This is a genomic window from Chitinophaga filiformis (genome assembly GCF_023100805.1).
GTDB lineage: Bacteria > Bacteroidota > Bacteroidia > Chitinophagales > Chitinophagaceae > Chitinophaga > Chitinophaga filiformis_B.
Genome location: NZ_CP095855.1, coordinates 3,885,072 through 3,897,555 on the forward strand (window position 1 = coordinate 3,885,072; position 12,484 = coordinate 3,897,555).

Annotated in this window: 7 protein-coding genes; 2 read left to right on the forward strand and 5 right to left on the reverse strand. The window is 49.8% G+C overall.

From position 1 onward, the window contains the following. Window positions 1-62 precede the first annotated feature (62 nt). Window positions 63-986 (forward strand): lysophospholipid acyltransferase family protein, encoded by a 924-nt coding sequence (locus tag MYF79_RS15540; protein WP_247814884.1) that lies wholly within the window; start codon window positions 63-65, stop codon window positions 984-986. Here the strand turns inward: MYF79_RS15540 and MYF79_RS15545 are convergent. The 5 genes from MYF79_RS15545 to MYF79_RS15565 form a co-directional block, all read right to left on the reverse strand. After that, the gene (locus tag MYF79_RS15545) at window positions 983-4,717 is read right to left on the reverse strand and encodes an AAA family ATPase (protein ID WP_247814885.1); all 3,735 of its coding nucleotides are present in this window, start codon (window positions 4,715-4,717) and stop codon (window positions 983-985) included. The genes MYF79_RS15540 and MYF79_RS15545 overlap by 4 nt on opposite strands. A 4-nt stretch (window positions 4,718-4,721) precedes the next feature. Beyond that, window positions 4,722-5,966, reverse strand: coding sequence for an exonuclease SbcCD subunit D (locus MYF79_RS15550; protein ID WP_247814886.1), 1,245 nt, complete (start codon window positions 5,964-5,966; stop codon window positions 4,722-4,724). 131 nt (window positions 5,967-6,097) lie between these two features. After that, window positions 6,098-8,497: an outer membrane beta-barrel protein gene (locus MYF79_RS15555; RefSeq protein ID WP_247814887.1), complete on the reverse strand. Its 2,400-nt coding sequence runs from the start codon at window positions 8,495-8,497 to the stop codon at window positions 6,098-6,100. Between the two features lie 51 nt (window positions 8,498-8,548). Next, on the reverse strand, window positions 8,549-9,595 hold the full coding sequence (locus MYF79_RS15560; RefSeq protein ID WP_247814888.1) for a sensor histidine kinase: 1,047 nt from the start codon (window positions 9,593-9,595) through the stop codon (window positions 8,549-8,551). Next, window positions 9,592-10,266 carry a response regulator transcription factor gene (locus MYF79_RS15565; protein WP_247814889.1) on the reverse strand — a complete coding sequence of 225 codons (675 nt, stop codon included), beginning with the start codon at window positions 10,264-10,266 and terminating at the stop codon, window positions 9,592-9,594. The genes MYF79_RS15560 and MYF79_RS15565 overlap by 4 nt, the downstream gene beginning before the upstream one ends. Window positions 10,267-10,393: 127 nt before the next feature. On the opposite strand from MYF79_RS15565, the gene MYF79_RS15570 reads away from it, so the two are divergent. After that, a complete protein-coding gene (locus tag MYF79_RS15570) occupies window positions 10,394-12,481 on the forward strand; it encodes an LTA synthase family protein (protein WP_247814890.1) in 2,088 nt (695 codons plus the stop codon). The last annotated feature ends 3 nt before the right edge of the window (window positions 12,482-12,484 follow it).

Consider the following 12,484-nt stretch of genomic DNA (forward strand, 5'->3'; position numbering starts at 1 on the left):
GGAAGCCGGTATAGTGCCCTCAAAGGTCAAAGAAACTGCCTATGTATGATGCTGCTAATTCTATGAAAAGACCCGCAGGAATTGCCCGCCACGACATGAAAGAAACCGCTGAGGTCAGGCGCCGCAAGCTGCATTATGAGTTGTTATTTGTTCTTGTGTATCTGGTAAGCCTGCTGCCTGCAGGCATGTTGAAAATTCTACAACGACTACTTTACTGGTCACTGTATAAAGTGGTCAGGTACCGCTATGATGTAGTGGTGCAAAATCTTTCCCGCTCCTTTCCCAAACGGAGTTACAGGCAGATACAGGCCATTACCAGGCTCTTTTACAGGCATTTGGGAGCGCTGTTGGTGGAGACCTTGCAATTGTTATCCATGTCGGAAGAGGAACATCGCAGAAATATACACATACATAATCCCGAAGTGCTGGAACGCTGTCATGGGGAGGGCAGGAACATCATTATTGTGCTGGGGCATTATGGCAACTGGGAATGCCTGAATATTTTACCCAGGTATCTTTCTTTCGACGTGTATGCGGTGTACAAGCCCGAATCCAGCCGCTTCATCAACAGGTTGTTGTACCGCATCCGTTCCAGGTTTGGTATTAAATTACTGGCTATCAATGAGACGGCGCGTTTCATGCTATCGCACCGCGACAAGCAGAATGCTTATATCTTTATCGCAGATCAATCGCCTTCCGTCAGGGCGAAATATGAAACAGATTTCCTGCATCAGCCGACAGGGTTATTCACCGGCGCTGAACAACTGGCGAAGTCGCTCGATGCGGTGGTGATCTATGCTTCTGTAAGAAAACGTACGGCAGGGAAAGGCTGGAATGTTTATTTCTCCCTCATCACACAAGACCCTGTGGATGTGGAGTCTTACGAGATCACCAGGACCTTTGCCTGGTACCTTGAACATGATATTATGCATGCACCCGAATATTGGCTGTGGTCACATAAGCAGTGGGAGCGGAGAGTGCATTAAGCGCCCACCACTTCCACTTTGCTCTTTCCGTTCGCGAGCCTGATCACTTTGATCTGCGTGGGTATACGTTCTGTCATTTCCTGCACGTGAGAGATCACACCTACTTTACGTCCCTGGTTGTGCAGGCGTTCCAGTGCATCTACCGCTACATTCAGCGTATCGGGGTCGAGTGCGCCAAAACCTTCATCAATAAAGAGTGATTCTACCTTCATCTTGCTGGAGGACAATGAGGCCAATCCCAGCGCCAGTGCGAGCGATACCAGGAATGACTCTCCACCGGAGAGGGAGAATACTGTTCTCAGCTCATCACCCATATCTTTATCCAGTACCTGTAAGCCCAGGTTGCCCGGTATCCTGAGCAGTTTATAGCGGCTGGTCAGCATCTGGAGATGCATATTCGCATATCCCAGCAGTATATCCAGCGTATATTCCTGTGCGATCTGCCTGAACTTTTTACCATCTGCTGATCCGATCAGTTCATTCAGTTTGCTCCAGTTTTCATGCAGGGCAGTTTTAGCTGTGATGGCTGCCTGCAGGTCGCCGATCCTTGATTTATTCTCTGCATCCTGCCGCAGCTGGTATTCAATGTTATTTTTGTCGTTCGTAAGATCTCTCAACAGTTTACGTGTATCGGCTGAAAGTGCCATGACTTCTTCCAGTGACCGGTCGGCAATGCGTTTGCCGGTATGATTGCTTACCTGCAGGGTCCTTTCATCGAGCGTGGCCCTGCTGGTGGTCACACCCTGCTGGATGGCCCGGATCTCTCTTCTTTCGTTATCTATCCAGGCGGTGGTATAGCTAAGGAGCTGTGTAAGATCAGTTTCAGAAAGCTCCATATGATGTTCCACCACATATGCTGCGATCCATGCGGTGATCTCCTCCTGTTGTTTGCCGATAGCGTCCCTGAGCAGGGTGATGTCTTTCTCCGTTTGTGCTTTACCGCTGGTATAGGTAAGTAGTTCTTCCTTCAGGGCCGTCACTGCTTCATGCGCTGTTTGCTGTATGGTTGCGGCGGCCTCGCTGGCCTGTTTCAGCCTGCTTTCGAAGGTATTGGCATCTTCTCCGTTGAGCAGTGCTTTCCTTTCAGCGGCCAGTGCCTGTAACTGGCCTTTGAGGTTGTTCAGTGCATTGATCTTATTCGTGACATCATCCGCAACAGCGGGCGCCAGCCTGCGCATTTCAGCTAAGGCGGAATGGAGCACCTGCAATTGCCGGGTACTGTCGGCCATGGCCTGCACGTTTTCATTCCAGCGTTTGGCAAAGGAGCGGATGCTGTCGTCAAAGGCCTGCGGATCTTTCTTCCAGTTATCGATCCAGGCCGGATTATTGAAATAAGGCGCCAGCTGTTCTGTCATGACCTGCAGGTCCTGCGTGATGTTGTCCAGCTGCTGCTGTAGTTGTGCCAGTGTTTCCTGCTTGCTGGCCTTCTCGCGTTGTTTATCTTTCAGCTGTTCATTGGCGGCCGACAGCTTAGTGCCCAGCGTATCCAGTTGTAGTTTCAGCTGATCGCTTTCCCGTTTTTTCTCTTCATACGCTGCAAGCTGCAAATTGTTCTCCCGCTGTGCTGACAGCAATTGCTGTACATGCACTTCCAGCCAGGCGCTCCTTTCTGCGGAAGCAACGGTGGCGGTGCTTGCTGCAAGCTGGAAAGATTGCCATTGCTGTTCCAGGATGTTTATGTGCTGGTCCCTGTCTGCCAATGCCTTTTCGTGCGTGGTGGTTTCCTGCTGCAACCTGCTGATGAGTTGCGTCAGGCTGCTGATCTCACCTGAGAGTGTATTGTATGCCTGGTTGGCCGCCAGGCTTTCCTCTTCCAGCTTTTTGAGTAATGCGTGTGCCAGCGGATTCTCTTCGGAGAAGGGATGCTCCCTGCTGCCGCATACGGGGCAGGGATCGCCCGGCGTCAGTTGTGCGCGGAGGGATTCCACATTCTCTGCCACCTGCAGCCTGGCCTGGTGAAAGAGCTTGTCGGCCAGTTCCTTTTTCGTTTGCGCTTCTTTCAGTTGTTCCTGTTTCTCCTGCAGTGCCGTTGTCCTGGTGCCCAGTTCATGGCGACAGGTATCGTACTGGCGGGTAGCGTGCTCCTTTTCCCGAAGGTTCGTAAACAGGAGCGCCCAATGTGCCTTAGCTGCATCTGCTTCGCGGATACTGGCTGTCAGGCTGCTTTCTTTCGCTTTTATCTCCTCAAGCGGTATTGCCGCCAGCGCATGGTGCAGTTGTTCATGGGCGGTATGTACCGTAGTTCTTTGCTGCTGATATTGGGATACCTGTTCCTGCAGGGAAGTGATGGCCTTGTCTGTTTCTGCCAGGAATGCGAGGGTAGCCTGCCGGTTCTCTGTCAGCCTTTGCTGCAAAGGCAGCCATTTGGACGCATGCCCCAGCTGTGTAGTGATCTCGATGATGTTCTCTGCAATATCCTGCCTGCTCATATGCTCCCGCTGCCAGTCTTCCAGCCTGGCGATGCCGGTACTGACTGTATTGATCTCCTGTTCTTTCTTTAGCAGGTCCTCCAGGTGTGCATCATGTTTCTGTTGTGCCGTAGCAGCTTCTGCTTCGGCTGTTTTCACCTGTTTGCCCTTTTCTGCCATCAGGGTATCCAGTTCCTTGGCCCTGTTAATATCAGGCTGATAACGCGCTGTTTCCTGCTGCCTGGACAAGAGTGCCCCGCGGGCCATATCCAGCTGTTTAAGGGCTGCCTGATGGCTTTCTGTGGTATGTTGTATCCGGGAAGACAGCTCCTGTAATGCGGCAGATTTATCCGCCAGCTGCGTTTCGGATGTTTTTTTAGCAGCTATCAGTCCCCGGGCGGGTTGTACATGCTCTACCAGGGTGAAGGTGCGGATCCTCTCGCCCGCATTTTCCATGGCTGTCAGCGCCTGGCGGTAATGCTGCTCCGCCTGGTCCCTGCTGTTGGTGAGCGCGGCGAGGGACTGGTGCCAGTTGATCTCGTTGGTGAGCCCGGCCAGGATCTTTTCCTGTTCATCCGTCTTTTTCAGCAGTTCCTCCCGCAGGGCACTCAGTTCCTGCTGTTGTTCTTCCGTGAGGCTGACAATGCCCGCTATCTGCATTTTCAGGTTTTTAAGGTCCTGGTCAGCCTGTTTATGTTTATCGAACACCGTCCTCGATATCTCAGAATAAATATCGGTACCGGTCAGTTTTTCCAGCAGGGAAGCTTTGGCATCCTTGTCGGCCTTCAGGAAGGCGGTAAAGTCCCCCTGGGCCAGCAGTACCGAGCGGGTGAACTGTTCGAAGTTCAGTCCTACGAGCCGTTCTATCTCTTTCAGGGTTTCTGTTTTCTTCCCGGGAACGGCCGTATTGGTGCTGAGGTTGAACAGTTCCATGGTGTCTGTCTGCAGGTTCCCGTCAATCTTGTTGCGGGCCCTTTTGACAGACCAGGTAGCCCTGTAGTTGTTCCCATCAGTACCGGCAAATTCCACTTCCGCAAATCCGTCGGCAGTGCCATCGCGCAGGATGCCCCTGATATCGCCCTGGTTCAGTTTATTGCCTGCCAGGTCCTGTATCTCGATGCCTGTCTCTTTGGCCTGCTGATAACGCGGGGTTTTGGCATAGAGCGCCAGGCAGAGTGCATCCAGTAAAGTGGATTTGCCTGCGCCTGTAGGCCCGGTGATGGCGAAGATGCCGGCCTTGCTAAGTGGTTCTTTCGTGAAATCTATCTCGTTGGTATCTTCCAGTGAAGCCAGGTTCTTGAAACGAATGGCTAATATCTTCATGCGCTTACTGCTCTTTTGTGGTGATTTCCTGTAATACCTGGTTGAACAGGTCAACCAGTTCTTCCGGGGTATCGCTGTTATAACCTGCCCGGTAGATCTGTTTAAAAACGTCCAGTGGTTTCAGTTCCTGTAACTGATCGGCGCTGACGGTCGTTTCTGCACCCCCTTCCGCATCTCCCGAAGGGTACCTGACGTCTATCTTGGCCAGCCTTACATGCCTGCCTGCCAGGGCTGTCTCTACCTTGTGGCGCAGGGCAGGCTCGGGCCCTTCCAGCAGTACACGCACTTCCAGGTAGGGGGCGGTATTGATATCTTCGCCCGCTTCCGGCAATTGCGAGAGCTGTTCCAGCACTTCCGGCAGTGGCAGCGGTTTGGAAGGTACGCGCAGCAGCTCGGTAGTGAGGGGTATTTCACAGCGTTCGATGTTGCTGATCTTACCTTCCGTAATTTCGAAGGTCACCACCTGGTGCCTGTAATTCATTTCGGAAAATGACATAGGCAGGGGACTGCCGCTGTACCGTATATTTTCTTTTCCGCCGATCTTCTGGGCTTTGTGTATGTGGCCCAGGGCCGTGTAGAGGATGTCTTCGTGAAATGCCTTTGCCGGTACGAACTCTATTCCACCCATGATGACTCTTTCTGTCTTGTCGTGGTCAGACAGTTCGGCGTCCAGTGTATGCAGGTGCGCCATGGCAATAATGCCCTGGCCGTCCTGTTTTTTGGTCAGTGCATATTCATAGGCTTCCCGGTACAATGCCGATACACCGTCTGCATAGAGTGCGGCGCTTTCAGCAACAGCAGGGTAGTCGCCCATGCGCAGGAACGGTATAGCCAGGCACCAGAGCACGACATTACCCTGTTTGTCCTTTACAGGGATGATCATCTTTTCGTAATCGATGCTGCCGTCTTCCCTGCGTTCTATCATGCCGATGATATGTATATTGGATGATTCGAGCAGGGGCTTGGGAGCTTCCAGCCGGGCGGCAGAGTCGTGATTGCCTGCAGTAACGATGATCTGGAGCTCAGGTTGTGCTTTTACAGCTTTATTCAGGAAAGAGTAAAATAGTTTAATGGAGCCTGCAGCCGGATTGGCTACATCGAATACGTCGCCACTGATGATCAACAGCTCAATGTCTTTTTCCTTAATGGTATCTACCAGCCAGTTCAGAAATTGCTGGTGCTCATACGTTCTGTCATACTGATAAAAGGTTTGCCCGATATGCCAGTCCGCAGTATGCAATATTTTCATCAGATATTTTTTGCAAAGATAAAATATGCGCAGGTTACGCAGCCAGAAGCTGTGTAACCTGCACATCACTGCAAAAATAAGTAATCGCGGCACTTTATTGCGGGGGCGATGCAAAACAGTATACCGGCACCTTAGAATTTATAGCTGTATCCCACGCGTATCACCTGTGTTTCATTGTAGTCAACACTGGTGTACCTGAAGCCGGCGCCGTTGATCTGTTTTTTGATGCGTAATGTATTGGCAATATCTGTAGCGTTGGCAAACAATTCGCCTTTGCCTTGCTGAATGGCCTTTTTAATGCCTGCATCCACACCAAAGCGGGAGAAGGTCTTACCCTGTGGCACCAGGTCCGGCGCCTGGTAGATAGCGGTCAGCTGCGCATCAATGTGCCGGGGAAAATGAAACTGTCCACTCAGTTTGATATTACCTGAATAGAGATCTTCCCTGGCCGCGCTGAATACATTTTCAAGCGGGTATTTATTCACCACAGAGAAAGAATCAATGATATTCCTGTAGCCGCTCATGTTCAGGTTGAAAGTGGCCCATTGGGACACTTTCTGGGAGATCACCAGTTCAATGCCTGTATTATAACTCTTGCCGGCATTCTGGAAGATGTTATAGATCAGCGTGCTGCCTGGAACAGTACTGGCGATCCTGGTGATGGTGGCATCCATACGTTTGTGATACACGGATGAGAGGAGGTAACCATTATTCCAGCTGGTTTTGTCGCCCAGTTCAAAGGTATTGGTGAATTGCGGGCGCAGGGCCGGGTTGCCCACTTTAATGATCTCAGCATCATCATATTTCGGGAAGATGCGGATATCGCCTTCATTAGGCCTGTCTACCCGGCGGTTGTAGAAGAAAGACAACTTGTTATTGCCAGACAGCTTGTAAGCCACTCGCAGGTTTGGGAATGGTTGAGTATAGTTATAGCCATCGCTTTTGTAGGTAGGATGATCAGGATTGACATCGTATGCCAGGTTCACATATTCCACCCGCAGCCCGGCCTCTATTTCCACCCGGTTGCTTTCGTATACGTAATTGCCGTACAGTGCGGGAATAGTTTCCCTGTATTTTGCCCAGCCACCTGCGCTGGCGTCCAGCACGGAATGGATACCGGGTTTGAAGTTCATATCCACCGGGATATAGCGGTACCGGAATTTCATTCCGCCTTCAAAGCGACCATGTTTCAAGGGATGTACATAGTCAATGTTCAGGTCCGTCACATGCTCGTCAGACAGTACCCTGAATGAATCCAGACCTGTATATTCGGGCATGATGTTCGTAAAGAAGTACTTCTCATTCTCCCTGTGAAAAGTGGCGTTTACACCTACATTCAGCGTTCTGCCGGGTTGCCTGTAGCTATGCTGCCAGCTGGCAGAGAACATGGCGGTTGTTTTCAGCTCATCTTCCAGGAACTGCCATAAGCGTTGCCGCTGGGAAAGACTGCCATTGAAGAAAGGTTCATCACCCCTGTCCAGGATCTTTTCAGTGCCAAACATGCCTGATACCGTAATGATGTTGCTGCTGTTCAGGGCCCAGTCCAATCCTGTTTTTACGGTAGAAAAATTGGTGGTCCTGTTTCGCTTGGTTTGCTGCCTTACCGTATCGCCATTATCATAAAACCTGTCTACAAATTCGTTCTTGTTGAGTGTCCTGGTGTACAGATCATCTGCCTGCAGGAACCAGTTGATCCGGTTCTTTCGGTAGTTCAGTGACAGGGATGGATTGATCTTGGGCGTACGCTGGTATTGCGGCCGGATGGTCGGGTAGTTCTCTTTTTTGATCCAGAGCGCACCAAGGCCACCACTAAGCCCTATTTTACCGTTGAAGCCTTCTTTGGTTTCTTTTTTATAGATGATATTGATAATGCCGGCGTTGCCGTTGGCATCATATTTTGAAGAAGGATTGTTGATGATCTCTATCTTTTCAATGGCGGAAGCAGGGATGTTGTCCAGACTTGTCTGGCTACCGAAGCCCGTCAGGGCTGTCTGCCTGCCGTCTATCAGTATCATTACCTTATCGCTGCCCCTCAGCTGCACCTTTCCATCCTGCGTGGTGATGCCGGGAAGGTTCTTCATGGCTTCCAGCACAGAGCCGCCGGCCTGGCTGATATTGGCCGCTACATTGAAAGTTTTTTTATCCATTCTCACCTCTTCCTGCCTGCCGGTAACCGTCACTTCATTTAATGCCTTTGCGTCCTGTGTCAGTGTGATATTGCCCATGTCCTGGATGGCATTTAACTGGCCTACATTGAACTGTTCTATCCTCGGCTGATAACCGATATAAGAAAACAGCAGGAGATAATTTCCACTGCTGATATCGGGTAACTTAAACCTGCCGTCCTCGCCGGTGATGGTGCCTGCTATAAAGGCGCTGTCGCGGGTTTTGAGTGTAACGCTGACAAAAGAAAGCGGGGTTTTCCCGGTGGCGTCTTTTATGACACCTGTTACGGTTACTTTGGGTGATTGTGCTTTAGCTACAGTTACTATAAACAATAAAAAAAGATGGATGAATAGTCTTCCTTTCATGCAGTCGTTTGTTTCTGCATAGTTACTACCCGATTCGAAAGAAAATCTGAATTAGAAGAGCACGGAGAAAACATGCCGCATGTCTTTAAACTTATAATCCACTTTCCATCCATAGCGGTTGCAGATCTGTTTTACCAGTGAGAGACCGAGCCCTGTACCGCGGGTCATGGAAGATGTAGTAGTGCCGAAGCGTTTGAACAGCTGATCGTATTGGAGTTCGGTTGTGGCTGAATTGGCGATCTTCAGGCAGGTGCCTGAAAGCGTAACAGATATAGCGCCTTCATTAGCGGTGTACCTGATAGCGTTTGTGATCAGGTTATTGAGTAGTATCTCGATAAGTATCCTGTTGCCGTCTATCACTACGCCGGGTGGAATATCCGTTTCCAGTACCAGCGCTTTATCTTCAGAGAAATTAGAAAAGAGGTTCAATGTGCTTTTCAATAATGCAGAAAGGTCAATGGGTTCCTGTTCCATGAACTGGCTGTTCTCTATTTTAGTAAGGAGCAGCAGGTTCTTATTGATACGCGCTACTCTCGACAGGGCCTTATTGGCATCTTCGATCAGTTCATATTGTTCGTCTGTGAGCAGTTTACTCTGCAACAGCAGGTCCAGTTTGGACTGTATGATAGCGAGTGGCGTCTGCAATTCATGCGAGGCATTGTCGGCAAATTCTTTCTGCTGATTATAGACCGCAATATTTCCTGCTATCAGTTTGTTGAGGCTCTGGTTCAGTTCTGCAAATTCATCGATATCAGTCTCTTCAAAGATCACTGTTTGCTGCTGATCGAGGTTAAAGCTCTTTATTTTTGCCAGGCTGTTGTAAAATGGCTGCCATAGCCGCCTGGAGATCCTTCTGTTGATCAGCACAAAGCCCGCTATCAGCAACAGGAAGAATAACATGGTCAGTGTGGTCACTATCAGGATGATCAGGTACCGGTCTTCCCTTCCTGCTGCCGGTGTAAGCACAATATGATGCTCATCCAGTTCGTGATGCCATAGCTTATTGATGATGAAATAATATACCGGTATACTGCATACGAGTACCAGTCCGGCGTAGATCATGAATCTTTTTAGCGAGAGGTTCAGCAGTTTGCTCATATTTCCCATTTATAACCGGTGCCGTACAGGGTTTTCAGGTAGTTGTCGCAACCTGCCTCTGTGAGCTTTTTCTTCAGGTTCTTGATGTGTACGTAAATGAAGTCGTAATTATCGAACATGTCTGCCACATCTCCTGAAAGATGTTCTGCCAGTGCGCTTTTTGAGATCACTTTATTTTTGTTGCTGATGAAGTAAAGCAGGAGGTCAAATTCTTTCCTGGTCAGTGATACGTTTTTATCGTTCACGGTTACTGTTTTGGCCAGCAGGTTGATCCGGAGCTCGTTCTGCTCTATAATATTGACATTACCGAATTGTTTGCGGCGGATGATGGAGTAAATGCGTGCGGCCAGTTCAGGCAGGTGGAAGGGTTTCGTCAGGTAATCGTCCGCACCGATCTGCAGTCCTTTTATTTTATCTTCCAGGGAGTTCTTGGCAGAGATGATGATCACGCCGTCCTGTTTATTCTGTTCCTTGATCTCTTCCAGGATCTTCAATCCATCACCGCCGGGTAACATGAGGTCCAGCAGGATGCAGTCATAATCATGAATATTGATCTTGTCTGCCGCCTGCTCAAAAGTGGTAGCATATTCACACAGATAGTTCTCATCTGAGAGGTAAGCGCCGATGCTTTTTGCGAGTGCCGTTTCGTCCTCTATTATTAAAATTTTCATCCGTGAAAGTATTGATGCATTCTGAACAGATTCTGAAGCATGCGGGCGCTTTAGAATTCCTTCAGGATTCTTTCAAATTTACGACAGATTTGCTTACTAAGTTTGCAGGCGGATTAAAACAGCACCTATGGCCAGGGATGAACGCACAGGGAGGTTTTCGGTTATTGTCTTGATTGTAGCATTACTTTTATTGTTGTCTGCTCTTACCCGCGTCGCACTTCTTATCGGGACGCATGCTTCCGGAATATCTGTCACACAATTTACCAGCTCGCTCTTTATTGGTATTTTATATGATCTGTCGGTAGCCGCTTTTGTTATCATACCTTTTGTACTGCAGCTCTGGCTGCAGAATGATTTTATTTACCGTAAACGCATCATGCCTTTTGTATGCCTGCTCTTTGCAGGCGCACTTGCCTTGTTGCTGTTTACCAATGTGATACCGAAGGACTATAATACTGATATATACCAGGGCCTGATATACTACCTGGCGATCCGTTTCGTCATCTATCTTTTCCTGTTCTTTATGCCTTATTCCTTCCGCCTGCGCTGGCGTACCGGTGTATTGTATGTGAGCACTGCGCTGGTGATCTTCGTGTTGCTGTTCAACGCGGTGAGCGAGTGGTTCTTCTGGCAGGAGTTCTTTAGCCGGTATAATTTTATTGCGGTGGATTACCTGGTATATACTACCGAAGTACTGGGCAATATCACGGAGTCCTACCCGTTGACGCCTATACTGACCGGCGTAGGCGTGTTGGCCATCGGCATTGTAATACTGCTGCGTAAACAGATCAGGGCCAGTGTTGTTACTCCTTATCCTTTTTTGAAGCGTTCTGTCGTAGCCATGGGGCTCTTGCTGACACCATTGCTGGCATATTATGGGGTACAGGAGAAATGGCGGCATTTCAGCAGTAATGAATACGCCAATTCACTGGCGGGTAACGGGCTGTATGAATTTGCCGTTGCCTTTACACAGAATGAGCTGGACTACTATAAATTTTATCAGACCATACCCGATGCTACGGCATTCGGCCTGTTGAGAAAACAACTGGAAACACCCAATAGTCATTTTGTAAGCAAGGACCTTTACAATATTGAGAGAGAGATCACCTATACAGAACCGGAGCGGAAGCTGAACGTTGTGCTGATCAGCGTGGAAAGCCTGAGCGCCAGCTTTATGCAGGCTTTTGGCGGCAATGAGCATATTACGCCCTATCTTGATTCTCTGGCGCATCATAGCCTCTTGTTCACCAATCTTTATTCCTCGGGCACCAGGACGGTGCGGGGACTGGAGGCGCTATCCCTTTCCATACCACCTACACCGGGGCAGAGCATCGTAAAGCGGCCCGACAATGGCCATATGTTCTCTTTAGGCAGCGTGTTGCGCTCACACGGTTATACCACCCAGTACATTTATGGCGGCTACAGTTATTTTGACAACATGAAGGAGTTCTTTGGTCATAATGGCTACAGCGTGATCGACCGGTCGGCCATACCGGCCAGCCAGGTGCATTACCAGAATATCTGGGGAGTGGCAGATGAAGACCTGTTTGATCTGTCACTGCGCGTGCTGGACCGGGACGTGAAGAGCGGGAAGCCTTTCTTTGCGCATATTATGACCGTCAGCAACCACCGGCCATTCACGTATCCGGACGGCAGGATCGATATTCCGGCGGCCAGGCAGATAAGGCAGGGTGCAGTGAAATATACAGACTATGCCATCAATAAGTTCCTGCTCGATGCCCGGAACAAGCCCTGGTTTGACAGTACCATCTTTGTGATCGTAGCCGACCATTGCGCCGGCAGCGCCGGTAGTGTGGAACTGCCGGTAACAGGGTATCATATTCCCATGCTGATCTATGCACCGAAGATCCTGGCGCCGGAGAAGGTCAATACGCTGACAGCACAGATCGATGTCGCGCCTACCATCCTCGGGCTAATGCACCTGCATTACCGTTCGAAGTTCTTCGGGCAGGATGTGCTGCATATGCCGGCCGACAGGCAGCGGGCTTTTATCAGTACTTACCAGGGACTGGGATACCTGCGCAATGGCAAACTGCTGGTACAATCGCCGGTGAAGACTATACACGAATACCTGCCTGATTTTAACAGTGGCAATGAAACGGCCGTACAGGTAGAAAGCGAACTGGCCAGCGAAGCGATCGCATATTACCAAAGCATTAGCTGGTTGCTGCGGCATAAGCGGCAATTGGAATAGAGC

What these genes read in the sequence shown, in the direction of transcription:
- MYF79_RS15540 (WP_247814884.1), top strand. Translation starts at nt 63, where the DNA reads ATGAAAAGACCCGCAGGAATTGCCCGCCACGACATGAAAGAAACCGCT.
- MYF79_RS15565 (WP_247814889.1), bottom strand. Translation starts at nt 10,266, where the DNA reads ATGAAAATTTTAATAATAGAGGACGAAACGGCACTCGCAAAAAGCATC.
- MYF79_RS15555 (WP_247814887.1), bottom strand. Translation starts at nt 8,497, where the DNA reads ATGAAAGGAAGACTATTCATCCATCTTTTTTTATTGTTTATAGTAACT.
- MYF79_RS15560 (WP_247814888.1), bottom strand. Translation starts at nt 9,595, where the DNA reads ATGAGCAAACTGCTGAACCTCTCGCTAAAAAGATTCATGATCTACGCC.
- MYF79_RS15550 (WP_247814886.1), bottom strand. Translation starts at nt 5,966, where the DNA reads ATGAAAATATTGCATACTGCGGACTGGCATATCGGGCAAACCTTTTAT.
- MYF79_RS15545 (WP_247814885.1), bottom strand. Translation starts at nt 4,717, where the DNA reads ATGAAGATATTAGCCATTCGTTTCAAGAACCTGGCTTCACTGGAAGAT.
- MYF79_RS15570 (WP_247814890.1), top strand. Translation starts at nt 10,394, where the DNA reads ATGGCCAGGGATGAACGCACAGGGAGGTTTTCGGTTATTGTCTTGATT.